This is a genomic window from Streptomyces sp. V4I2 (assembly GCF_030817655.1).
In the GTDB taxonomy this organism is placed as follows: domain Bacteria; phylum Actinomycetota; class Actinomycetes; order Streptomycetales; family Streptomycetaceae; genus Streptomyces; species Streptomyces plumbiresistens.
This window is the reverse complement of the sequence record NZ_JAUSZM010000003.1, coordinates 7076490-7099059: the sequence shown is the minus strand read 5'-3', so window position 1 is coordinate 7099059 and position 22570 is coordinate 7076490. Positions and strand designations below refer to the sequence as shown.

The 22570-nt window shown below is 70.4% G+C and carries 19 protein-coding genes, 2 tRNA genes and 1 pseudogene; 9 read left to right on the top strand and 13 right to left on the bottom strand.

The window, feature by feature from the left end; genetic code table 11:
- Positions 1-7: 7 nt before the first annotated feature.
- Positions 8-118 (bottom strand): annotated as a pseudogene (locus tag QFZ76_RS51885) (hypothetical protein); the annotation flags it as partial.
- A gap of 82 nt (positions 119-200) precedes the next feature.
- Between QFZ76_RS51885 and QFZ76_RS33585 the strand changes: the two are divergent.
- The 4 genes from QFZ76_RS33585 (at position 201) to QFZ76_RS33570 (ending at position 3576) form a co-directional block, all read left to right on the top strand.
- On the top strand, positions 201-617 hold the full coding sequence (locus QFZ76_RS33585) for a Fur family transcriptional regulator (RefSeq protein ID WP_307677207.1): 417 nt from the start codon (positions 201-203) through the stop codon (positions 615-617).
- A gap of 195 nt (positions 618-812) precedes the next feature.
- On the top strand, positions 813-1580 hold the full coding sequence (locus tag QFZ76_RS33580) for an ABC transporter ATP-binding protein (RefSeq protein WP_307677206.1): 768 nt from the start codon (positions 813-815) through the stop codon (positions 1578-1580).
- On the top strand, positions 1577-2437 hold the full coding sequence (locus QFZ76_RS33575) for an ABC transporter permease (protein WP_307677205.1): 861 nt from the start codon (positions 1577-1579) through the stop codon (positions 2435-2437). The genes QFZ76_RS33580 and QFZ76_RS33575 overlap by 4 nt, the downstream gene beginning before the upstream one ends.
- Positions 2434-3576, top strand: coding sequence for an ABC transporter substrate-binding protein (locus QFZ76_RS33570; protein ID WP_307677204.1), 1143 nt, complete (start codon positions 2434-2436; stop codon positions 3574-3576). The genes QFZ76_RS33575 and QFZ76_RS33570 overlap by 4 nt, the downstream gene beginning before the upstream one ends.
- 70 nt (positions 3577-3646) lie before the next feature.
- On the opposite strand, the gene QFZ76_RS33565 is transcribed toward QFZ76_RS33570, so the two are convergent.
- The 4 genes from QFZ76_RS33565 to QFZ76_RS33550 form a co-directional block, all read right to left on the bottom strand.
- Positions 3647-3720: transfer RNA gene (locus QFZ76_RS33565), tRNA-Met, on the bottom strand.
- A gap of 873 nt (positions 3721-4593) precedes the next feature.
- Positions 4594-6444, bottom strand: coding sequence for a tetratricopeptide repeat protein (locus QFZ76_RS33560; protein ID WP_307677203.1), 1851 nt, complete (start codon positions 6442-6444; stop codon positions 4594-4596).
- A 231-nt stretch (positions 6445-6675) separates the two neighbouring features.
- Positions 6676-6749 (bottom strand) — tRNA-Met (locus QFZ76_RS33555).
- Between the two features lie 109 nt (positions 6750-6858).
- The gene (locus QFZ76_RS33550) at positions 6859-9819 is read right to left on the bottom strand and encodes a UPF0182 family protein (RefSeq protein ID WP_307680208.1); all 2961 of its coding nucleotides are present in this window, start codon (positions 9817-9819) and stop codon (positions 6859-6861) included.
- Positions 9820-9982: 163 nt separating this feature from the next.
- Between QFZ76_RS33550 and QFZ76_RS33545 the strand changes: the two genes are divergently transcribed.
- On the top strand, positions 9983-10525 hold the full coding sequence (locus QFZ76_RS33545; RefSeq protein WP_266434019.1) for a PPA1309 family protein: 543 nt from the start codon (positions 9983-9985) through the stop codon (positions 10523-10525).
- 9 nt (positions 10526-10534) lie between these two features.
- Here the strand turns inward: QFZ76_RS33545 and QFZ76_RS33540 are convergent, their stop codons facing one another.
- The 4 genes from QFZ76_RS33540 to QFZ76_RS33525 form a co-directional block, all read right to left on the bottom strand.
- Complete coding sequence (locus tag QFZ76_RS33540) at positions 10535-11629, bottom strand: PDZ domain-containing protein (protein WP_307677202.1); 1095 nt, start codon at positions 11627-11629, stop codon at positions 10535-10537.
- A 53-nt stretch (positions 11630-11682) separates the two neighbouring features.
- Positions 11683-11847: a hypothetical protein gene (locus QFZ76_RS33535; protein WP_307677201.1), complete on the bottom strand. Its 165-nt coding sequence runs from the start codon at positions 11845-11847 to the stop codon at positions 11683-11685.
- A 129-nt stretch (positions 11848-11976) separates the two neighbouring features.
- Complete coding sequence (locus QFZ76_RS33530; RefSeq protein ID WP_266434025.1) at positions 11977-12438, bottom strand: molybdenum cofactor biosynthesis protein MoaE; 462 nt, start codon at positions 12436-12438, stop codon at positions 11977-11979.
- A 132-nt stretch (positions 12439-12570) separates the two neighbouring features.
- Positions 12571-13683: an SDR family oxidoreductase gene (locus QFZ76_RS33525; protein ID WP_307677200.1), complete on the bottom strand. Its 1113-nt coding sequence runs from the start codon at positions 13681-13683 to the stop codon at positions 12571-12573.
- Positions 13684-13874: 191 nt separating this feature from the next.
- On the opposite strand from QFZ76_RS33525, the gene QFZ76_RS33520 reads away from it, so the two are divergent.
- Both QFZ76_RS33520 and QFZ76_RS33515 read left to right on the top strand, forming a co-directional pair.
- Positions 13875-15326: a zinc-dependent metalloprotease gene (locus QFZ76_RS33520; RefSeq protein ID WP_307677199.1), complete on the top strand. Its 1452-nt coding sequence runs from the start codon at positions 13875-13877 to the stop codon at positions 15324-15326.
- Positions 15323-15844, top strand: coding sequence for an NUDIX hydrolase (locus tag QFZ76_RS33515; protein ID WP_307677198.1), 522 nt, complete (start codon positions 15323-15325; stop codon positions 15842-15844). Before QFZ76_RS33520 ends, QFZ76_RS33515 begins: the two co-directional genes overlap by 4 nt.
- Positions 15845-15975: 131 nt before the next feature.
- Here the strand turns inward: QFZ76_RS33515 and QFZ76_RS33510 are convergent, their stop codons facing one another.
- From QFZ76_RS33510 to QFZ76_RS33495, 4 genes are all read right to left on the bottom strand, one after another.
- The gene (locus QFZ76_RS33510; RefSeq protein ID WP_307677197.1) at positions 15976-16713 is read right to left on the bottom strand and encodes an AIM24 family protein; all 738 of its coding nucleotides are present in this window, start codon (positions 16711-16713) and stop codon (positions 15976-15978) included.
- A 19-nt stretch (positions 16714-16732) separates the two neighbouring features.
- A complete protein-coding gene (locus tag QFZ76_RS33505; protein ID WP_307677196.1) occupies positions 16733-17410 on the bottom strand; it encodes an AIM24 family protein in 678 nt (225 codons plus the stop codon).
- Between the two features lie 5 nt (positions 17411-17415).
- Complete coding sequence (locus QFZ76_RS33500) at positions 17416-18975, bottom strand: TerD family protein (protein ID WP_307677195.1); 1560 nt, start codon at positions 18973-18975, stop codon at positions 17416-17418.
- 138 nt (positions 18976-19113) lie between these two features.
- Complete coding sequence (locus tag QFZ76_RS33495; protein ID WP_266434039.1) at positions 19114-19710, bottom strand: M48 family metallopeptidase; 597 nt, start codon at positions 19708-19710, stop codon at positions 19114-19116.
- A 276-nt stretch (positions 19711-19986) separates the two neighbouring features.
- Between QFZ76_RS33495 and QFZ76_RS33490 the strand changes: the two genes are divergently transcribed.
- Positions 19987-21201, top strand: coding sequence for a TOMM precursor leader peptide-binding protein (locus QFZ76_RS33490; protein ID WP_307677194.1), 1215 nt, complete (start codon positions 19987-19989; stop codon positions 21199-21201).
- Positions 21194-22570 (top strand): AarF/ABC1/UbiB kinase family protein, encoded by a 1377-nt coding sequence (locus QFZ76_RS33485; RefSeq protein WP_307677193.1) that lies wholly within the window; start codon positions 21194-21196, stop codon positions 22568-22570. The genes QFZ76_RS33490 and QFZ76_RS33485 overlap by 8 nt, the downstream gene beginning before the upstream one ends.

Here is a 22570-nt window from a genome sequence, read left to right as displayed (position 1 = left end):
CCCCCGCGCCGCGGGTGTGGACGACGCGCTCCGGAATGCGCTCGCGGTCTCGCTGTTCTGATTGTCGGCGACCGGAGCCCCGGCCTCCGCCGTAAGCGGGCCCTCGAACTCGCCCCACAATAGATAATGTCTAAGTTAAGTAGAGATCTAAAGTCACACCTGGTCGCGACCTGGTCCCTCTTGCTGCTAGGCTGGTGCGCATGAGCGACCTTCTGGAACGACTGCGCGGACGCGGATGGCGGATGACCGCGCAGCGGCGTGTCGTGGCCGAGGTGCTCGTCGGCGAACACGTCCACCTGACGGCCGACGAGGTCCACACGCGGGCCGTCGCCAAGCTGCCCGAGATTTCCCGGGCGACCGTCTACAACACGCTGGGCGAGCTGGTCTCCCTCGGCGAGGTCCTCGAGGTCGCCACGGACAAGCGCGCCAAGCGCTACGACCCGAACGCACACCGGCCGCACCACCACCTGGTCTGCGCCCAGTGCGGCACCATCCGGGACGTCCACCCCGGAGGCAACCCGCTGGCCGACCTCCCCGACACCGAGCGCTTCGGCTTCACGGTGTCGGACGTCGAGGTGACGTACCGGGGCGTGTGCCCGAACTGCGCGGCGGCGTAGCACTCTCCCTGTCTTCAGAAAGCCCCGGCACCAGTGGATGCCGGGGCTTTCTGCCGCGCTCCCCGCTCCGCCTCCCGCCGCGTACGGCACCTTCCGCCGCGTACACCCTTCCCGCACCCTTCCCGTATCTGACGGTCCGTCATATCGTCGTGCGGCACACCCCCCACCCCGTACCGAACTCCGCGAGGAGCAACCGTGGGAGATCCGCACCCAAAACTCCACGCCACCGATCTGACCCGCACCTTCGGCCGCGCACCCCGTGCCGTCGACGCCCTCGGCCCCGTCGATCTCACCGTCACCCCGGGCGAGTTCGTCTGCCTGGTGGGCCCGTCGGGCTGCGGCAAGTCCACGTTCCTGCGCATCGCGGCGGGCCTGCTCCGCCCGAGCACGGGCCGCCTGGAGATCCGTACGTCCAGCCCCCGCCCGGCCGCCATGATCTTCCAGGACTACGGCATCTACGACTGGAAGACGGTCCGCGCGAACGTCCGCTTCGGACTGGACATCCAGCGCGTCCCCCGCCGCGAGGCGAACGCACGCGCCGACCAGTGGCTGACCCGCATGGGCCTCGCCGACTTCGCGCACGCCTACCCGGCGGCCCTCTCCGGCGGCATGCGCCAGCGCGTGGCGATAGCCCGTGCGCTCGCGGTCGAGCCCGAACTCCTCCTCATGGATGAGCCGTTCGCCGCCCTGGACGCCCAACTCCGCATGATCCTCCAGGAGGAGCTGCTGGAGCTCACTCAAGCCACCCGCACCACCACCCTCTTCGTCACCCACAGCCTGGAGGAGGCGATCGTCCTCGGCGACCGCGTCCTGGTGATGTCCGCCCGCCCGGGCCGGATCATCGCCGAGCACCACCCGCCGTTCCCGCGCCCGCGCACCGGCGACATCCGCTCCACACCCGAGTTCACCTCCCTCAAGAGCGACCTGTGGGACCTCCTCAGGAAGGAGGCGGTGCCGGCATGACCACGCTCACTCCGGACCGGACCTCGGTCGTGGTCCGCCGCCCCGGTCCCCAGGAACTCCACCCCGTACGCACCCACCGCCGCAGGCGCGCGCTGGAACTGTCGCTCGCCGCGGCCGTCCCGTTGGTACTGATCCTGCTGTGGCAACTGGCCGCCGCCCAGGCCTGGATCGACGACCGCGTCTACCCGGCCCCGTCCACGATCCTCGCCGACGGCTGGGACCGGGCGGCGGCCGGTGACCTGTGGCCGGACGTATGGGCCACCCTGAAGCGCGTCCTGGCCGGCTACGCGATCGGCACGGCGGCGGGCTACGCGCTGGGCCTCCTGATGGGCTCCCTCTCCCTGGTGAGAGCGGCGCTGGAGCCGTCGCTCGACGCCCTGTACGTCGTACCGAAACTGGCCCTGCTCCCGATCTTCCTGAACATGTTCGGCCTGGGTGAGGGCCCGCAGGTGGCCCTGGTGGCGGCCACGGTCTTCTTCTTCGTATGGATCTCGACCATGTCGGCGGTGATCGCCGTCCCGACCGGCCACCGCGACGCGGGCCGGGTCTTCGGCGCCTCCTGGTGGCAGATGTTCCGCCATGTCCTGCTGCCGGCCTCGTTGCCGTCCGTCCTGGTGGGCGCGCGGATAGCGGCGGGCGTGGCGGTCCTGGTGATCGTCGCCTCGGAACAGATCGCCGCCACGAACGGCCTGGGCCACCTGATCTTCGACTCTCGCGCGCTGTTCCAGAACGACGTGATGTTCGTGGGCATCGTCTGTGTGGCCGTCCTGGGCGTCCTGTTCTCCGAACTGGTACGGATCGTGGGGCGGTTGCTCACTCCGTGGGCGCCCCGGGACCGCGGACGGGGGCAGTCATGAGGGGACGACGTGCTTACGGTGCCGTGCTCGCCGTGGGTGTCCTGCTGGTGTCGGCGGCCTGTTCGTCGCCGTACGAGTCGGACTCGGAGCCGAAGGCAGGCGCGAACAACCGCACGATCCGCCCGGTGGAGGGCTGCGGCGACACATCCTGGACCGACCCCGCCGACCTCTCCCCCACCCGCCTGCCGGCCCGCTGCCAGGCCGGGGCCCCTCCGCCGCAGCCCCTCCCCAAGACCCGGAAACTGACGATCGCGACGGGAACACTGAGCGCCGAGTACGTGGCACCACTCCAAGTGGCCCTCGACAAGGGCGAGTTCAAGAAGGAGGGCCTGGACGTCACCCTGAAGGTACTGCCCACGCCGGACGCGCTCCCCCTCCTCGCCAAGGGGGACATCGACGCGCAGTGGGCGGCCCCGGAGGCGGCCGTCATGAACGGCATCCGCGGCGGTTTCGACATCAGGTGGGTCGTGGGCAACTTCTCACCCGACCCGGAGTCGAAGAGCGGCCTGTGGGTGCGGCTGAAGAAGGGCGAGAGCGCGGACCGGGTGGCCATGGCCGGGCGCAGGATGGGCACGATGATCGGCAAGGGCTCCGTGATCGCCTACCCCATGGAGCAGGCGCTGGAGAAGCACGGCGGCGGCCTCGACAAGATCCAGTACGCCCAACTGGGCTCCGCCGACGTCCTCACCGCCCTCCAGAACGGAGGCGTCGACTCGGCCTGGCTCCTCGACCCCGTCTGGCGCAGGGTCGACGGCGAGCCCGGATACACCTTCCTCGGCGGCCAGCCTCTGGGCGAGCCCCTGGGCGGCATGCTGTACGGCCCGAGCCTGCTGAACGACGACGTGGACGCGGGAGTTGCCCTGCTCCGGGCCTACATCCGCACGATCAACACGTACTTCATATCCGACTACAAACAGGATGCGGCCTTCGTCTCCTACCTGGCCAAGCTCCTGAAGTCCGACGAGGCGATCCTCAGGTCCACCCCGTCCCTCCGCATGGACTGGGAGATCCGCACCGGCACCACGGACCGCCTCCAGTCCGCCTACCGCGCCCAGGGCGTGAGCGAGGGCGACCCGCTACCGGAGTCGAAGACGGTGAACAGAGCCTTGTACGAGGAGGCGACAGGCCACCGCTCCTGACAAACACGCCCATCACCGACAAACACCGAGGGCCGGAACCCATTTCTGGATTCCGGCCCTCGGCCTTCAGTAGCGGGGACAGGATTTGAACCTGCGACCTCTGGGTTATGAGCCCAGCGAGCTACCGAGCTGCTCCACCCCGCGTCGATGAATGGAACACTACGTCAAGGAGACCAGCAGAGGCAAATCGATTACCACCCCCTCATCAGCCCAGGTCAGCGCCACCCCTCACCCCTCGACTCCGATCCGCACCCTTCAGCCCGCCCGGCCTTCGAGGACGAGACCCTTCGGCCCGAAGGGGGTCCGGAGCGCAGGCCCGGCGGGGTGCAAAGCCTCACGTGGGGTGCGGAAGCGGAGCCTGCCCGGATCCAGGGGACGGAGCCCTCGCCCGGATCCAGGGGACTCAGCCCCGCCCGGATCCAGGGGGCACCCCACCAGGCGTGCAGGGGACGCAGTCCCCGCGGCGTCCAGGGGCACGGCCCCGCATGGGGTGCAAGGGACGCAGTCCCCGCCAGGCTCCAGGGAAGGCGCCCCACCAGGCGTGCAGGGGACGCAGTCCCCGCGGCGTCCAGGGGCGCAGCCCGGCATGGAGTGCTGGGGACGGAGCCCCCGCCAGGGGTGCAGGAGACCGATCCCCAGCTGCGCCCACGGACGAAGCCCTGCGTGGGCGCAGGGGGCAGAGCCCCGCCAGACGTGCAGGAGTCGGAGCCCCGCCAGGGTCAAGGGGCACAGCCCCGCACGGGGTGCAGGGGACGCAGTCCCCGCCCGGGGGGCGAACCCGGCCAGGCGTGCAGGCGACGCAGCCCAGCGGGTCCCAGGGGCGCAGCCCCGCAGGCGAAGCCTCGCCTGGGATGCAGGGGACGCACTCCCCGCCTGGGTCCAGGGCGGAGCCCCTGGCGGGGTCGAAGGGGCGGAGCCCCTGGGATGGGACGGGTAGGGGCGGCGGGGGCGAGGAACACCCCGGCAGCAACCCCCAACCCCGAGCCGGCGGCCCCCGGCCTCAGCCCAGCGAAAGCCTCACGCCGACAGCTCCTGCCGCAACGCATCCCGCAACCGAGCCGCCCGCTCCGCAACCTCCCCCGGCCCAAGCACCACCGCCCGATCAGCCCACCGCTGCCCCTCAGCCAGCTCCCCCCGACGCGCGTAGACGAGGGCAAGCCGCAACGCCGCCCGCCCATGCCCCGCATCAGCCGCCCGAGTCCACCACACCGCCGCCTCCGGCTCACTCCCCTCCCGAGCCAGCAACAGCCCAAGATTGAACGCACCGTTACGAGACCCGGCTTCGGCAGCCTCCCGATACCACCGCGCGGCCTCCACGACATCGCCCCGCGCAGCGGCCAGCATCCCGACCCGCACCTGCGCCCGCCGATGCCCGAGCGACGCCGCCCGCTCGTACCACTCCTCGCACTCGCTCTTCTCGTGCACCGTCTCCCCGAGCTCATGCGAAGGCACCGGCGGCCGCCGGGCATCCAGGACAGTCGCCAGCCGGTACGCGGCCTCCGCACTGCCACCCCCCGCCGCACACCGCAGGTACCGCTCCGCCTCCCGCTCGTCCCCGTCCCGCAGCCGCGCGATCCCGACCTGAAGCGCCGCTTCCGTATGCCCGGCGCCCGCAGCCCGCTCATACCACCGCAGCGCGACGGCATCCTCGCCCCGCCCGGCGAACAGAATCCCCAGGTTGAACGCGGCGTCGACGCTCCCGGCCTCCGCGGCCTTGGAGAACCACGGCTCCGCCCCCCGCGCGTCCCCGCCCTGCAGCAACAGGATCGCCAGCGCGTTCGCCGCCTCGCGGTGTCCGGCGTACGCCGCCCGCCGGTACCACTGCTCGGCCTGCGCGGTCCGCCCCTGCTCGGCACAGAGCAGCCCGAGGTTGTACGCCCCGTTGTCGTCACCGGCGTCCATCGCCGCCCGGTACCACCGCTCGGCGGTCTGCGGCTCCCCGCGCTCGGCGTGCAGCGCGCCCAGCGCGTTGGCCGCGTTGCCGTCGCCGTCCTGCGCGGCCCGCAACCACCACACGGCGGCGCTCTCGGGGTCCCCGGCGTCCCGCAGCAGGAACCCGAGCGCGCAGGCGGCCCGCGCCTCCCCGTCCTTGGCGGAGGTCAGGTACCAGCGCCCGGCCTCCTTGAGCTCGCCGCGCTTCTCCAGGATCGCCCCGAGGTGCAGCGCGGCCCGCCGGTGCCCGCGCGCGGCGGCCTGCCGGTACCACTGCTCGGCCTCGTCCGTCGCACCAGCACCAGCACCAGCACCAGCACCAGCGACAACGCTGTCACCCCCGGCGTCCACCTCACCCACCGTCTTGCGATCAAGCGCACGGGCCAGCCGGTACGCCGCCTCCCGATGCCCCCGCTCGGCCGCGGACCGCATCCACAGCTCCGCCCCGGCGTCCCCGCGATGCTCCAGCAGATCGGCGAGGGCGTACGCGCCCAGCGCGTGCCCCTGTTCGGCGGACTGCCGCAGCCAGTACTCCGCGGCCGGCTCGTCGCCCCGCTCCCGGTGGTGCCGGCCCAGCGCGTGCGCGGCCGCGGCGGACCCGGCGACGGCGGCGATCCGCCACCATCCGGCGGCGTCGTCGGCGTACCCGCGCTGATGGAGGAGGACTCCCAGGTTGTTGGCGGCGGCCCGGTCACCGGCCGCGGTGGCGGCACGCAGATGGGGCTCGGCTCCGTCGAGATCACCGCGGCGCAGCAGCATGGCCCCGAGGACGCTCATCGCCTCGACGTCGCCGGTCTCGGCGGCGATCCGCCGGCGGACCTCTTCGGCCGCGTCCTCGGCGACACCCTCGACCGCCTCCCCGGCCTCGTCCGGCTGGGAAGGTTGCACAAAACGCCCTGTCTCGAACAGAGTTGCCTTGTCCCCCATAACGTCCATCGTCGCACCACCTGCAACCTGGGTACACCTGGTATACCGCAGCCAGTGAGGTCACTTCAGCGTTTTGTCGACATGCCCACAGAGAGACAAGTCAAACACAGAAGTCCCCAACTCCCCTCGGCGGCACGGCCGTCCCTGATGTCGGCACATGCGTTCGCACATCACGAAGGCCCGGATCCTATTCAGGATCCGGGCCTTCGTTGGTCTGTGACTCACGTCGTCGACCTTGAGTAGCGGGGACAGGATTTGAACCTGCGACCTCTGGGTTATGAGCCCAGCGAGCTACCGAGCTGCTCCACCCCGCGCCGTTGTTCTGCAACCGTATCACGGCGCGGGGTGGGCTTTGACCAGCTGCTTTGGACTACCGATCAACGACTGTCAGGGCTACCGAACAGCCGCTGTCGGGACTGTTGATCAGCCGCTGTCCGGACTGCCGGTCGGGCTCGGACTGCCACTCGGGCTCGGACTGCCGCTGGGACTGGGACTGCTGGTGCCGCCACCGCCGGGCTTGTCGGCGGCGGCCTGCGCGTCCTCGGCCCGCCGCAGCGCGGCCTCCAGGTCCGCCTGGGCCCGGCCGTACGCCTCCCAGTCACCCTTCTTCAGGGCTTCCTGGCCGGCGTCGAAGGCCTTCTGGGCGTCGTCCAGGGCCTTTTGGACCGTGGGGTTACTGGACGTCGGTGGTGGGGTCGTGCCCGGGTCCTCGCCCTCGTCCGGTGGCTCGGGAGTCGAAACGTCCGCTCCGAAGACCTTGTTGAGGGCTTGGTCGAGGGTGTCCTCGAAGGCGGTGTTGCCTCCGTAGCTCACCAACACCTTCCGCAGCAGCGGGTACTTGAGTCCACCACCGCGTACGTAGACCGGCTCCACGTAGAGCAGTCCTCCGTCGAGTGGCACCGTCAGCAGGTTGCCGTACTCCACCTCGGAGTCGCCGCCCTGCAGAAGTCTGATGGACTCGGCGATGTCCTGTTCGGAGTTGAACTGGCTCTGCACCTGTTTGGGCCCGTTGACGGTCGTGCTGGTCGGCAGTTTCAGGATTCTGATCTTGCCGTAGTCGGGCGTGCCCGCCTCCGCGTCGACCGCCATGAACGCACTGAGGTTGTCCCGCCCGTTGGGCGTGAAGGTGGTCGTCAGCGAGAACGCCTGTGCCGACTGGTCGGGCATCTTCATGCTCAGGTAGTACGGCGGCACCGCGTCACCCGACTTGTTCGACGGGTCGTCCGGCACCTGCCACACCTCGCTGCCGCTGAGGAACGTGTCCGCGTCCTCGACGTGGTAGCGGCTGAGCAGTTCGCGCTGGACCTTGAACAGGTCCTGCGGGTACCGGAGATGGGCCATCAGCGATGCGGAGATGTCGCCCTTGGCCTTCACCGTGCCCGGGAACGCCTTCATCCAGGTCTTCAGGACGGGGTCCTGGGTGTCCCACTGATAGAGCTTGACCTGGCCGGTGTACGCGTCGACGGTCGCCTTCACCGAGTTGCGGATGTAGTTGACCTGGTTCTGCTGGGCCACCACCGCACGCGAGTTGTTCGTCGCGGTCAGCGAGTCGGCCGTCGTGTCACCGAGCGTCGTACGCGAGGAGTACGGGTAGCCGTTCGTCGTCGTGTACGCATCGACGATCCACTGGATCTTGCCGTCCACGACCGCCGGGTAGGCGTCGCCGTCGATGGTCAGCCAGGGGGCCACCGCCTCGACACGCTGCTTGGGCGTGCGGTTGTAGAGGATCCGCGATCCCTCGCCGATCGCCCCGGAGTACATGATCTGCGGTTCGCTGAACGCCAACGCGTACGCGGCCCGGTTGACCGGGTTGGAGAGGTTGACCCCGCTGTCGGCCGTGTAGCTGAAGGTCTTCTCTCCGCTGTCGTCGGAGTAGTCGATCTCCTTCTGGGGACCACCGACGATCGAGTACGTGGTGGTCTTCTCGCCGTAGTAGATCCGCTGCTGGTATGTCCCGAGGTCACCCTGGGACGGCAGGTCGGACTCGGTGAAGACCGGGCGGCCCTCGGCGTCGGCCGTGGTGCCCTTGGCGGCGACCACGCCGTATCCGTGGGTGTAGCGGAAGTGGTCGTTGATCCAGTTGTTCTTCGGAATGCCGTTGAGGTTCAGCTCACGCAGACCGATGACGGTGTCCTGGTCCTTGCCGTCCTTGCTGTAGCGGTCGACGTCCAGGTTGGTCGGGAACGCGTAGTAGTTACGCATCTGCTGGAGCTGCTGGAACGTCGGCGAGACGATGTTCGGGTCCATGACGCGGATGCTGGCCGTGCCGTCGACGTCGTCGCGCAGCTTGGTCTTGTCCGTGGTGGTGGACTTGCCCGCGTAGTCGGTGACCTTGGTGTCGTCGATGCCGTACGCGTCACGCGTCGCCTTGAGGTTCTTCGCGACGTACGGCGCTTCCTTGGCCTGCTCGTTGGGCTGGACCTGGAACTTCTGGACGATCGCCGGGTACAGACCGCCGATGAGGATCGCCGAGAGCACCATCAGACCGAAGCCGATGACGGGCAGCTGCCAGGTGCGCCGCCACAGGGTGGCGAAGAACAGCACGGCGCAGATGACGGCGATGCAGAACAGGATCGTCTTGGCCGGCAGATAGGCATTCGCGTCGACGTACCTGAGGCCGGTCCAGGCGTCGGTGGCCTTGAAGTCGCTGGACTTCACGGCCAGTCCGTACCGGTCGAGCCAGTACGCGACCGCCTTGAGGGCGACGAAGATGCCCAGCAGCACCGACAGATGCCCGGTCGCGGCGGACGTGGCACGCGCGCCCGGAGAGGTGACCCTGAGCCCGCCGTACAGGTAGTGGGTGAGCGCGGCGGCGATCACGGAGAGGATCGCGGCGGCGAAGCCGAAGCCGAGCAGGAACCGGTACCAGGGCAGGTCGAAGGCGTAGAAGGAGACGTCGAGGTGGAACTGCGGGTCCTTCTGGTTGAAGGGCACGCCGTTGACCCACATCAGCCAGGTCCGCCACTGGCTCGACGCCGAGGCGCCGGCGATGAGGCCCACCAGGGCGGTGATTCCCAGGAGCAGCCACTTCTTGTACGGCGCGATGCCCATCCGGTAGCGGTCCAGGCTCTGCTGCTCCATCGACATGGCGCTCAGCGGCGGACGCAGCCGGTGGGCCAGCCAGATGTTGAGGCCGACCGCCAGGGCCATCAGCAGACCGAAGACGAAGAACAGCCCGATCTTGGTCCACAGGGTGGTCGTGAACACCGACGAGTAGTTCACCGACCGGTACCAGAGCCAGTCCGTCCAGAACCCGGCGAACATGGTGAACGCCATGCCGAGGACGGCAAGGACGCCCAGTGTCATGAGCAGGGTCCGGACACGCCGGGACGGGCGGCCCACTCTGATCCGTGGCCCCGTCGGGCCTCCGCCGCGGTCCGGCATCTGGAAAGCCAAGGTGCGCACCTCGAAGTTCGCTGTTGGTATGTCAGACCCGCGTCGTCACGGGCCGTCCGTGGGCCTCGTGATCGTAGGCCCCCACCTATGCAACTTACTCACGCTTTACTCGGTTCCCGATTCCGGCCCTGAACGAGAGAGGATTGTGACCATGTCCAACACCCCCATGGCGGCGAGCCCGCTGACCCGGGCCGTTCTCGAGATCGACGAGTACGCCTCCGGCCTCGGCTGGGACCAGCCCGCCCGCCTCTTCGCCCTCGTAGACACCGCCCGGCTGCGCACTCAGGAACCCGCCCTCGCGGCCCAGCTCGGCCTCGACGCGGAGCAGCAGACCACCGGCCTCACCCCGATCGAGCAGGAGGAGATCCCCGCGGGCAAGCCACTCGACGAGTTCCTCGGCACGATCGCCTGGCCCGACGCCGTGGTCGGCTGCGCGCTCACGGTGGAGCGCCTGATGCTGCCGCCGTCCGCGGAGGCGTCCGTCCCGGAAGGGCTGACCGAGAAGAAGCTCGCCCAGTGGGTGGCCGAGCACCCGGACCGTCAGGAGGTCCGCATGACGGTCGCGGTCCTGCGCGACGGCGCCCGCGACTCGGCCCTGCGGCTGCGCGAGAAGGACTCCCCGACGGAGGTCCTCACGGGCGGTGCTCTGGTGCCGGGCCTTGCGGAGGCGCTGGCGGCGACGTTCGAGGAGTAGTCCCGCGGGCTACTGCGTCGTGCACTTCGTCAGGTCGGCGGTGTCGCCCGAGCGGATGTCCTTGAGGGCGCCGAGGGCGTCGTCGATGGTCTTCACCTTCACGAGGGTGAGCCCGTCGGGGGCGTCGCTCGCGGCGGCCGCGCAGTTGTCGGCTGGCGTGAGGAAGTACTGGGCGCCCTTGGTGCGCGCGCCGACGGTCTTCATCTCGATGCCGCCGATCGGGCCGACCTTGCCGTCGTCGTCGATCGTCCCGGTGCCGGCGACGAACTTGCCGCCGGTGAGGCTGCCCGGGGTGAGCTTGTCGTAGATGCCGAGCGCGAACATCAGCCCGGCACTCGGCCCGCCGACGTCGGCGAGCTTGATGTCGATGGTGAACGGGAACGTGTGGTCCGTCCCCGCCGAGATCCCGACGATGGCGCGCTTCTCGCCGCCGTCGTCGGAGGCCTTCGTCGTAATGGTGACGCCCTCGGTCCGGGTCGCCGTCTTGTTCTCCTTCTCGGCGGCGGCCTGTTCCTTGGCGGGCACGATCGTGAAGACGACGTCCTCGCCGGGCTTGTGCTTGGTCACCAGTTCGGCGACGTCGGCGGGCTCCTTCACCGCCGTACCGTCGACGGCCTTGATCACATCCCCGGCGTGCAGCCGGCCCTCGGCCGGGGAGTCCTTGACGACCGTCGAGACGATCACCCAGGACCGCACCGGGACGTCCAGCTCCTTGAGGGCCGCGACCTTGGCGCTCTCCTGGGACTGGCTGAACTCCTCGGCGTTCTCCTGGGTCGACTGCTCCTCGGTCTTGCCGTCCGGATAGAGGGTGTCGTGCGGCACGACCTTGTTGTCGTGCGCGAGCCACCCGTAGACGGCCTCGACGAGGTTCATCTTGTAGTCGGCGCTGGTGACCCGGACGGTGGTCATGTTCAGGTTCCCAGTCGTCCCGTACGTCTTCCGCCCCGAGATCTGCAGCACCGGCTCGCCGTCGTGGTCCCCGAGCGTGTTCACCGTCGGACCCGGTGACATCTCCGAATACGGCACATTGATGAAGACTCCCGCGCACAGGAGCGCGATCAGCATCAGGGTGGAGGCGAGCATCGTCGCGGTGCGGCGTGGCATGGCACGACAGTACGGGACGCCTCTGTCAGCGCACCGTCAGGGCCGCGTCCGGGTCATGTGCCGGAGCGGGGCTTCTCCATGGCGGCGCGGAAGCGGGCGTACCCGTCGAGCTCGGGGCCGTCGCTACGGACCTTGCGGGTCCGATTGGCCCAACTGCCCCAGAGGCCGGCGCCGATCGCAGCCACAAGCGGAATCAACAACCAGGCGAGCGCCGCCATGCCGTCCTCCCAACCCCGATGAGCGACCGCAAACTGACTGGTCAGCAGACTAACCGTCCGCACCGACAACGCTCACGCCAGGGGTGCGGTTACGCAACCGGAAGGGGGGTCACGCAGGGTGAGGCGGGCTCAGCAAGCGCCGACCCACTCCTCGGTGCCGTCGGAGAACTTCTGATGCTTCCAGATGGGCACTTCGTGCTTGAGGTCGTCGATCAGCTTCCGGCACGCCTCGAAGGCCTCGCCCCGGTGCGGACAGGAGACGGCCACCACGACGGCGAGGTCCCCGACCTTCAGGTCACCCACGCGATGCACGGCCGCGAGGGCCCGCACCGGGTACTCGGCGACGACCTTCTCGGCGATCCGCCGCATCTCGGCCTCGGCGCTGGGATGGCACGAGTACCCGAGCTCATCGACATCGGCACCCCCGTCATGGTTGCGCACGGTCCCGACGAACAACGCGGTCCCGCCCGCGGCCTCGTCCCCGACGGCCCGGAAGACCTCGTCCAGGGAGAGCGCCGTCTCCCGGATGGCGAGGAGCTTGACGGGATCCTGCGCGGCCTGCTCACCGGGGTGGTCGTGTGTGGGTGCCATGCCTCCATCCTGCCGCACGCCTACGAGGACGAGGAACAGCGTCATCGACCGGTACGCACGCGTGCCTGCTCGGAGCCTCCTACAGGGGGCGCGCCGCGACCGACTGAAGGCGTTGTGCGGCATGCCCTTCCGTCAGATCCGGCGCCGAGCCTTCCGGGCCCGCCGTACGACCGCCGCCGCACCCAGCAGAGCCACCGTCGCCCCCGCGGCCCCGGCCGCGGTCGCGTCCTTGCGCCCGAGTCGCCGGCCCGCCACGGTATGTCTCCCGGAGACCTCGTCCAGCAGCTCCGCGAGCACCTCCTCGTTGGTCCACTGCGGCCGCCACCCCGCGTCGTGCAGCCGGCTCCCGCTGACCACCCAGGGGTACATCGTGTAGGCCAGATCGCCCGCCGGGGACGGCGTCAGCCCGATCCGGTGCAGCCGGGCCGCCGCGCCCAGCGCGACGGTGGACGGCAGTTCCATCCGCCTGATCCCGCTGAGTTCCTCGACCTCTTCCTGCTCCAGCCACCCGTCGCACCCGACGGCGAGTTCCCCGTCGACCTTCTCCAGGACGGCGTACTCCAGAGCACTGCACAGGTCCTCGACGTGGCAGAACTGCCAGGCGGGGCGCGACCCGGCCACCACCAGCAGCCGAGGCGACTCGAAGTACCTGGTCAGCGCGGTGTCCGTCTCCCCGACCAGCACCGCCGGCCGGACCACGGTGACGTTGAGCCCCGGATGCGCCCGCGGCGCGCGCCGGGCGAGTCGCTCGATCTCCAGCAGGTCCCCGACCCCGGTCGCCTCCGCCGTGGCCCGCAGCTCCGCGTCCTCGGAGAGCGGCAGCTCGTTGTCCGGCAGGGCCCCGTAGACCATGGCGGACGTGCACAGCACGACCCGGTGGACGCCGGCCGCCGCGGCAGCCGTCAGCACGGTCTGTGTCCCCCGTACGTTGTAAGCCGTACGGGCGGCCGCGTCGGTCTCCAGATCCAGGTCGAGCGCCAGATGCACGACCGCGTCGGCCCCGCGCAGCTTCTCCGCGATGGCCGGATCCCGTACATCCAGGATGTGCCACTGCGCCGCCGCGCACTCGCCGCGGCGCTCGTCGATGGCGATGACCTGCTTGATCTCGTCCGAGGCGGCGAGCCGCTCGACGAGCAGCGCGCCGACACCGGACGCGGCACCGGTGACCGCGACGACGGGCCCGCGCGCACCGGGCGTGGTTGAGTGGTTTCGCGCTGCGCGAACCTGCGGATCTGGGGAACTCACCGGGCGTCTCCAGCGGTTGTCTTCAGTACGCACGCGAGTGACGCGTACGTACCAGGTGGCATCCATCCTGCCGCAGGCCGAGAGTCGGCGAAGCACCGAGGCCCGAAGCGCCTCGGGTGTCTACGCTGGGTGGTGTTATCGGGCAGTCAGCCGTCGGAGACAACCGGCGGCCTTACCAGCCGAGGAATCCCGTGAGTGACACCCCATTCGGATTCGGCCTTCCGCCGGAGGAGCCGGACGACGGCGACGAGGGCAAGAAGAAGGACCCGCAGAGCGGCGGTGGTCAGGGCCCGGCCAACCCGTTCGGTTTCGGCGGGCTGCCCGGCGCCGGGGGCTTTGGCGGCCCCGGTGCGGACAATCCGCTCGCTGCCATGTTCGGTTCGCTGAACCCCAACGACCTGGGCGCCGCCTTCCAGCAGCTGGGCCAGATGCTCTCGTACGAGGGCGGCCCGGTGAACTGGGACATGGCCAAGCAGATCGCCCGCCAGACGGTCTCCCAGGGCACGGCCGACGGCACCAAGGACGCGAGCGTCGGCCCCGCCGATCGCACCGCGGTCGAGGAGGCCGTCCGGCTGGCCGACCTGTGGCTCGACGACGCGACGTCCCTGCCGTCCGGCGCGGGCTCCGCGGTGGCGTGGAGCCGCGCGGAGTGGGTCGAGGCGACCCTGCCCGCGTGGAAGGAGCTCGTGGACCCGGTCGCCGAGCGCGTCGGCGCGGCCATGGGCGACGTCCTGCCGGAGGAGATGCAGGCCATGGCCGGCCCGCTGATCGGCATGATGCGCTCGATGGGCGGCGCCATGTTCGGCACGCAGATCGGGCAGGCCGTCGGCGTGCTCGCGGGCGAGGTCGTCGGTTCCACCGACATCGGCCTGCCGCTGGGCCCGGTCGGCAAGGCCGCGCTGCTGCCGGTGAACATGGAGGCGTTGGGCAAGGACCTCGGCGTGTCGAAGGAGGAGGTGCGGCTGTACCTCGCCCTGCGCGAGGCCGCCCACCAGCGCCTGTTCGCACACGTGCCGTGGCTGCGCTCGCACCTGTTCGGCGCGGTCGACGGCTACGCGCGCGGGATCAAGGTCGACACCGCCAAGCTGGAGGACGTGGTCGGCCAGTTCGACCCGCAGAACCCCGAGCAGCTGCAGGACGCCCTTCAGCAGGGCATGTTCCAGCCGGAGGACACGCCCGAGCAGAAGGCCGCCCTGGCCCGTCTGGAGACGGCCCTGGCGCTCGTCGAGGGCTGGGTGGACGCGGTGGTGCACGCGGCCGCCAAGCCGCGGCTGTCGTCCGCGGACGCGCTGCGCGAGACGCTGCGCCGCCGCCGTGCCTCGGGCGGCCCCGCCGAGCAGACGTTCGCCACGCTGATCGGCCTGGAGCTGCGCCCGCGCCGTCTGCGCGACGCCTCCCGTCTGTGGGCCTCGCTCACCGACGCGCGCGGTGTCGACGGCCGGGACGCCCTGTGGGCGCACCCGGACATGCTGCCGACGGCCTCCGACCTGGACGACCCGGACGGCTTCGTGCACCGCGAGCAGCTGGACTTCTCCGAGCTGGACAAGATGCTCGGCGAGGCGGCGGACAAGCCCGACCTCAAGAAGAAGGGCAACGGCTCCGACGACGCCAAGGACACCGACAAGGGCGACGACACCGAGTGAGCCTGTCCGACGACGCGGTCCTCGTACTGAAGAGCTACGAGGGCCAGGAGGAGCTGCGCCAGGCTTACCTGGACCACCTCGCCGCACATCCGGACGGCATGTGGAAGGCGTGCCGGGCCGGTCACCTCACGGCGAGCGCCCTGGTGATCGACCCGGAGCGCGGCCGGGTGCTGCTCACGCTCCACAAGAAGCTGCGCATGTGGCTCCAGATGGGCGGCCACTGCGAGCCGCAGGACGCCTCCCTGGAGGCGGCGGCCCTGCGTGAGGCGACGGAGGAGTCCGGCGTCGAGGGGCTGACGCTGCTTCCGGGCGGCCCGGTGACCCTCGACCGGCATGCGATCCCGGCGCCGTGCCACTGGCACTTCGACGTCCAGTACGCGGCCGTGGCCCCGCCCGACGCGGCGCACGCTGTCAGCGACGAGTCGCTCGACGTGCGCTGGTTCGGATACGACGAGGTGGCGTCCGTGGCGGACGAGTCGGTCGTACGGCTGCTGGAAGCGACCCGCGCGAGGCTCTGAACGTGTGGGGCTGTGAACGTGTGGGGCTGTGAACGTGTGGGGCTGTGAACGTGTGGGGCTGTGAACGTGTGTAAGGGGCGACCACCAGTGGTGGTCGCCCCTTACGTTCGCCTTCCAGCGATGCCGGAGGCTCAGGCGTTGCTTGCCCCGAGGGAGTTCCCTCGCATGCCGAACTGGCCGAGCATCCCCGACGAGCGAAGGTGCTGCGGCGGCAGCAGCTCGCTGGGCTGCACCAGGACATGCCCCGTGCCGGAGAACTGCATCTCCCAGCCCTCGCCGGTGGAGCCCTTGCGGCGCCACACGGCGGACGTGGAGGTGGGGGCCTGGAGCTGGGTCCGCAGGGACGTGGACCAGGCGACCACGGCGTCCGCGTCGCAGCAGACGTTCTTCTCCGGGGTCACCTCCATCACCAGCGGCTCGCCCGAGGTCATGAGCACGACCTGCCCGGACCCGGTCAGCTCCAGGTTGTAGGCACCCGCCGAGGCGATCTCCACAGCACTGTCGACCGCGACGATGCCGACCCCGAGGGAGCCGTCGAAGGCGAGGACGTAGGAACTGTCGACGGTCAGGCCGCGGCCGACCTCCATGATGTGCAGGTGCTGGGCGAGATTGGCGAGATACACGATGCCGTTGCCCTTGCAGCGCATGAGCTCCAGGCGCTCGCCGGTCATCCGCTCGACGTTGCGCCAGCTGCGGTTGCGGTACTGGCTGTCGAACTCCACCTGCCCCTCGAAGGCGACCATGGCGCCCTGGCGGGCGAGCACGGGGCTGCTGCCCTGGGTGACGTCGGTCTTCAGGAGCTGCGGGTTCTGCAGGGTGTAGCGGCCGGTGGACTCCACCGGGACGTGTGCGAAGAGTGTGCTGTGCATGATGTGCGTGGTGCTCCCTTCAGCCCCGGATCTTGAATCGGTCGCCGGTGTCCTCGCTCGGCTGGACGACCACGAAGCCCTGGCCCTTGAAGCCGATCTGGAAGGCCTCACCACTGCCCCGGCCGATGAGGGCGCTCGCCTTGACCGTGCGACGCGCCTTCATGTCCAGGCCGGTCGTCCAGGCGATCAGCGCGTCCGGGTCGACGTACGTCTCGCGTTCGGCGCAGTCCAGGGCCATCGGAATGCCCCGGCTGACCAGCGCGACCCAGCCCGTGCCCCGTACGACGAGGTTGGTCAGGCCCGAGCCGGACAGCTTGGCGAGACCCTTGACCGGCTCGATGGTCAGCTCCAGCGAGGCGTCGCAGGCCAGCAGCGTGGCTCCGTTGACCGAGAGCGCCTCGCCGTTCAGGTGGAGGACGATGACGTCGCCGCCGTAGTCGGCGAGATAGAGGTCGCCGTCACCGCGGCAGAGCATGAGCCTGCCGCCCTCGCCGCTGACCATCTCCTCCGCCGAGCGGCGCAGGCTGGCCGGCGCCCCGTCGAACTGCACATAGCCCTCGTACGCGATCATCGAGCCGGCCTTGGCCAGCAGATCGTGTCCGCTGGCCATGGTGACCTTGAGCGTCTTGGAGCTGTGCACAGTCATCCGGACGCCGGTCGAAGCGGCGCGGTGAGCGCTGAGAGTCTGGGTGTCCATGGGCCTCACACCTCGAAGGGCTGTACGACGACGAAGTTGCCGGGGGCGCCGCGGAACTGGAGGTTCACGGCCTCCGAGCTCTGCCGGGAGTACCCGGAACGGCGCAGCCTGAGCGCGGTGGTGGTGACGGCCTGCGCACCGGCGGACCAGGCGATGACGGCGTTCCCGTCGACGTAGGTGGCCGGACCCACGGGGATCACGACCGGCACGCCGCGTGTCTTCACGGCGACCGCTCCGGTCCCCGAGAAGAGCATGCTGAACAGCCCGCCGCCCGGCAGACCCGCGCCCTCGATGCGGCGCACCTCGGTGTCCAGGGCCTCGTCGAAGGCGAGCACACCCTGCGCGCTGGTGTAGAGCTGCTCCCCCTGGAGGCGGATGACGAACACCCGACTGGCCTCGTCGGCGAGGAAGACCTCGCCGTCACCGGAACAGCGCATCAGGGACATGCCCTGGCCGGTGAGCGCTCCGGTGAGCTTGCCGAGCAGCCCGGAGCCCTTGTGGGCGAAGTCGATGTCGCCCTGGTAGGCGACCATGCTGCCCTGCTTGGCGAGGATGTTGGCACCCTTGGTGAGCGTGGCCCGCACCAGCTGCGAGTTCTGCTCCGTCCAGCGGTCCCCCACGGGGGCTTCCGCGTACTTCGTGAGGACGACACGGACGTTCGCCTCGGGCGGCACCGGCGCCAGCGTCGTGGCGCCGCCGAAGGGCTGGGCCTGGCCCGGGAAGGCGCCGGGGGCGCCCGGAGGCGCGAACTGGCCGGCGGGTGCCCCAGGGGGCGTGAACTGGCCGGCGGGTGCTCCCGGGGGTGTGAACATCTGCGGGCTCGTGGGCGCGGGGGCCGCCTGCGGCGGGACGCCGGGCGGGGTGGTCCCGGCGAGCGTCGGTGCCGTGTGGACGGACGGGGCCACGGGGGCGGGGGCTCCGAAGGAGGGAGCCGGCGCGGGGGCGGGAGGTGCCGCGGGCGCGGCGGCCTGCGGCGGCGGCGCGAACGCCGGTGCCTGAGTCTGCGCCGGGGCGGCCGGTGCGGGCGCGGGCTCCTCCTCGGCGACCTCGCCGCCGAAGTTCTTCAGCAGCGCGTCGAGGCCGCCGTCGAAGCCCTGCCCGACCGCGGCGAACCGCCAGACGTCCTTCAGGTACAGGTCGCCCAGCATGACGGCACGTTCCGTGGAGAACTCGCCGCCGGCGAAGGAGTACCGGGCGACCTCCTCGCCGCCGGCGACGATACGGACGTATCCGGGAGCGATCTGCGACATCTGGCCGGCGCCGTCGATCGTCGCCGTGAACGACAGCTTCTGGATCTGCGGCGGGATCTTGTCGAGCGTGATCCTGAAGGCCTCTGTGTCACCCGCCTGCGCGCCCAGGAGCTGGATGGATTCCTCGGGGGACTTCGGCTGGTTGAAGAAGACGAAGTACCGGTCGTCCGAGAGCTGTTCGTCGGCGTCGAGCCCGAAGCAGCTGATGTCGAAGGTCAGCCCGGGGCCGGAGATCTGTACGCCTACGTACAGATCCGTGCCCGCGGTGAGGTCACTGATCTTGGCCTTGTGGCCGCGTTGGAATTCCCTGGCCATGCGTAACGACCGTCCCCCATCCCGAATGCGAGTGCGTCGCGACAGGCTAACGGCAAAGTCGGACACCCGAGGAAGTCGGTACAGATCCGGTACAAAATCCCGCGCGGCTCCCGATACGACCTGCCGTCAGGGCGGCCGTCACTCTCCGCGCGCGGCCGGAAGGTGGGGCAACCGCTCGGCGGCGACCACTCCTTCGAGATAGCCGCGGGCCCGCTCGGTGCGCGGATACGCCTCCAGCAGCCGCCAGAAGCGGGGGCCGTGCCCGGGGACGAGCAGATGCGCCAGCTCGTGGAGGAGGACGTAGTCGACGACGTACTCGGGCATGCCCTGCAGGCGGTGGGACAGCCGGATGCTGCCCTCGGACGGGGTGCACGAGCCCCAGCGGGTGTTCTGGTTGGTGACCCAGCGCACCGAGTTCGGCCGGGCCCGGCCGTCGAAATACTGGGCCGACAGGCGTTCGGCACGCTCGGCCAGCTCGGCGTCGCCGAGGACCCGTTTGCTCTCCTGGGCGGCCAGTTTGTCGAGCATGACGCTCACCCAGCGCTGTTCCTCGGCCTCGGACATCCGGGCAGGGATGAGCACGACGGTGCGATCGCCCTCGCGGTACGCGGAGACCGTCCGACGTCGACGGGAACTCCTGCGCACCTCGATCGCGCTCGCCCCCGAGCCGCTCGACGGCAGGCTCGTCGTACTGCGCTGTGGCGTTCCGGCGCGGTGCAGTGGGTCGGCGGGCACGCCCCGACGTTACCCGTTGCACACAGGGGAAGTCCCGACTCCGGGTCGGTTCCGTTCCGATCCCCCACATGCGTTTGATTCATACGACTGACTTGTACGACTAACACCCCCTGCCTGTGGACAACTTTGGGCGCCCCGCGCCGGGCCCGGGCATGCTGGCTCGTGTCGGCGGAGCTGCGGGACGACCTCCTCCGGCAGGCGGGGACGTTCGGGGATGTTCTACGAGGGCTACGGGGGCCTGTCATGCAGTCGATGGATCCGCATCCGACGGTTTCGTTGGTTCCGCTTGTGAAGCCCGCGCTCCGGCGCGGCTGGCGTGATCTCAACACCGTGCAGTTCGGGATGACCCCGGCGCACGCGATGACGCTGGGTCCGATGGACACGGCGACGGGCAGTTTCCTCGACCTGCTCAACGGCACTCGCGGTCTGCCGCTCCTGCGGGAGGAGGGCCGTCGCATGGACCTGCCGGACGGGCATGTCGACGCGCTGGTGGAGCGGCTCGCGCGGGCCGGGCTGGTCGACGACGCCAAGGGCGGCGGGTCGGCCGCCGAGGCCCTGCGCACCAAGAAGGAGGTCCTCGACCGGCTGCGTCCCGACCTGGCCTCGCTCTCCCTGACCACGTCCGAACCGGGCGAGGCGATCAGGCTCCTGGCCGCCCGCCGCTCCCTGCGCGTCCAGGTGAGAGGAGCAGGCCGGGTGGGCGCGGTCCTGGCCTCGCTGCTGTCGGGGGCCGGGGTGGGCGAGGTCGACGTGCGCGATGTGGGCTCGGTCGAGCCGGGGGACGTGGCGCCGGGCGGGCTGCCCGCCGAGTCCGTCGGCGACCGCAGGCAGGAGGCCGCGCGGCGTGCCGTGCGACGGTCGGCGCCGGACCGCCCACCACGCCGCGGCCCCCGCACGCCGTCCGAGAGCGACGACCCGGGCTTCTCCCTCGTGATCCTCGCCCCACGCGACGACATCGACGTGCACGCGCCGCTCCCGTCCGCCGCCGACCCCCTGATCACCTCCGGCACACCCCATCTGTACGTTGGCGTGGTGGAGGCGACCGGGGTGGTCGGTCCGTTCGTGCTGCCGGGCGAGACGGGCTGCGCCGGCTGTCTGCACGAGGCGCGCACCGACCGTGACCAGGTGTGGCCCCGTCTGATCGCGCAGTGGCGCTCCGGCGGGCCGCGCCGGGAGCGTTCCTGCGATCTGGCGCTGGCCACGACAGTCGCGGGCCTTGCCGCCGCGCACGCGCTCGCCTTCCTGGACGGCAAGGTCCCCTCGAGCGTCGGCGCACGCTGGGAGGTCTCCCTGCCCACCCTTCACTGGCATGCGCGGCCGGTCTGGGGGCACCCCGCATGCCGGTGCGGAGCAGCGGAGAAAGGTAAGGGGGAACACACACCCAAGTACGAGGAGTCGCACGAGACAATGGCGGAGCAACAACCGTCGAAGGAGTTACGCCGTACGACACACGCGGCGCGGCTTGCTGGGACCTGGAGGGCGCATGTCTGATCTTCCCCGCAAGGCGGTCACCCGTACCGCCAAGCTCGCCGCGCTGCCGCTCGGTTTCGCCGGACGGGCGACCTGGGGACTGGGCAAGCGGATCGTCGGCGAGTCCGCCGAACTGGTCGGCCGCGAGCTGCAACAGCGCACAGCCGACCAACTGTTCAAGGTGCTCGGCGAGCTCAAGGGCGGCGCCATGAAGTTCGGCCAGGCCCTGTCCGTCTTCGAGTCGGCGCTCCCCGAGGAGGTCGCCGGCCCCTACCGGGCGGCGCTGACCAAGCTCCAGGAGGCGGCGCCTCCGATGCCGACGCGCACCGTGCACGCGGTGCTGGAGAAGCGGCTCGGCCAGGACTGGCAGGAGTTGTTCCTCGAGTTCGAGGACAAGCCCTCGGCGGCCGCCTCCATCGGCCAGGTGCATCGCGGGGTGTGGCGCGACGGCCGCGAGGTGGCGGTCAAGGTGCAGTACCCCGGAGCGGGCGAGGCCCTGCTGTCCGACCTGAACCAGTTGAGCCGTTTCGCTCGCCTGCTGGGTCCCCTCATTCCCGGTGTGGACATCAAGCCGCTGATCTCGGAGCTCAAGGACCGCGTCTCCGAGGAACTGGACTACGGCCTGGAGGCACAGGCCCAGCGGGCCCATGCCGAGGAGTTCGCCGGCGATCCGGACGTCGTGGTGCCGGATGTGGTGCATCAGTGCGACCAGGTGCTGATCACGGAGTGGATGGACGGCATCCCGATGTCCGAGGTGATCGCCGACGGCACCCGGGAACAGCGCGACCGGGCCGGCCAGCTCCTGGCCCGCTTCCTGTTCTCCGGCCCCGCCCGCACCGGACTGCTGCACGCCGACCCGCACCCAGGCAACTTCCGCCTCCTGCCCGGTGGCCCGGAAGGCGAGGACGACTGGCGCCTGGGCGTCCTGGACTTCGGCACGGTCGACCGTCTCCCGGGTGGCCTGCCGACCCCGATCGGCATCTCCCTGCGGATGACGCTCGACGGCGAGGCGGACGCCGTCTACGAACTCCTCCGCGCCGAGGGCTTCGTCAAGGAATCCATAGAGCTGGACCCGGACGCCGTCCTCGACTACCTCCTGCCGATCATCGAACCGGCCCAGGCCGAGGAGTTCACCTTCACCCGCAGCTGGATGCGCAGCCAGGCGACCCGGATCGGCGACCCGCGCTCCCCCGCCTACCAGCTGGCCAAGCAGCTCAACCTGCCGCCGGCGTATCTCCTCATCCACAGGGTGACGCTGAGCACGATCGGGGTGCTGTGCCAGCTGGGCTCGACAGTGCGCCTGCGTGAGGAACTGGAGGAGTGGCTGCCGGGGTTCCTGCCGGAGGAAGACCTGGAAGAGGCCCTGGAGGAGCCGGCGGCGGAGGCGTGA

Coding starts and splice junctions, on each gene's coding strand:
- QFZ76_RS33575 (WP_307677205.1), top strand. CDS start 1,577: ATGACCACGCTCACTCCGGACCGGACCTCGGTCGTGGTCCGCCGCCCC.
- QFZ76_RS33500 (WP_307677195.1), bottom strand. CDS start 18,975: ATGGCCAGGGAATTCCAACGCGGCCACAAGGCCAAGATCAGTGACCTC.
- QFZ76_RS33505 (WP_307677196.1), bottom strand. CDS start 17,410: ATGGACACCCAGACTCTCAGCGCTCACCGCGCCGCTTCGACCGGCGTC.
- QFZ76_RS33585 (WP_307677207.1), top strand. CDS start 201: ATGAGCGACCTTCTGGAACGACTGCGCGGACGCGGATGGCGGATGACC.
- QFZ76_RS33560 (WP_307677203.1), bottom strand. CDS start 6,444: ATGGACGTTATGGGGGACAAGGCAACTCTGTTCGAGACAGGGCGTTTT.
- QFZ76_RS33530 (WP_266434025.1), bottom strand. CDS start 12,438: ATGGCACCCACACACGACCACCCCGGTGAGCAGGCCGCGCAGGATCCC.
- QFZ76_RS33545 (WP_266434019.1), top strand. CDS start 9,983: ATGTCCAACACCCCCATGGCGGCGAGCCCGCTGACCCGGGCCGTTCTC.
- QFZ76_RS33535 (WP_307677201.1), bottom strand. CDS start 11,847: ATGGCGGCGCTCGCCTGGTTGTTGATTCCGCTTGTGGCTGCGATCGGC.
- QFZ76_RS33540 (WP_307677202.1), bottom strand. CDS start 11,629: ATGCCACGCCGCACCGCGACGATGCTCGCCTCCACCCTGATGCTGATC.
- QFZ76_RS33510 (WP_307677197.1), bottom strand. CDS start 16,713: ATGCACAGCACACTCTTCGCACACGTCCCGGTGGAGTCCACCGGCCGC.
- QFZ76_RS33550 (WP_307680208.1), bottom strand. CDS start 9,819: ATGCCGGACCGCGGCGGAGGCCCGACGGGGCCACGGATCAGAGTGGGC.
- QFZ76_RS33570 (WP_307677204.1), top strand. CDS start 2,434: ATGAGGGGACGACGTGCTTACGGTGCCGTGCTCGCCGTGGGTGTCCTG.
- QFZ76_RS33485 (WP_307677193.1), top strand. CDS start 21,194: ATGTCTGATCTTCCCCGCAAGGCGGTCACCCGTACCGCCAAGCTCGCC.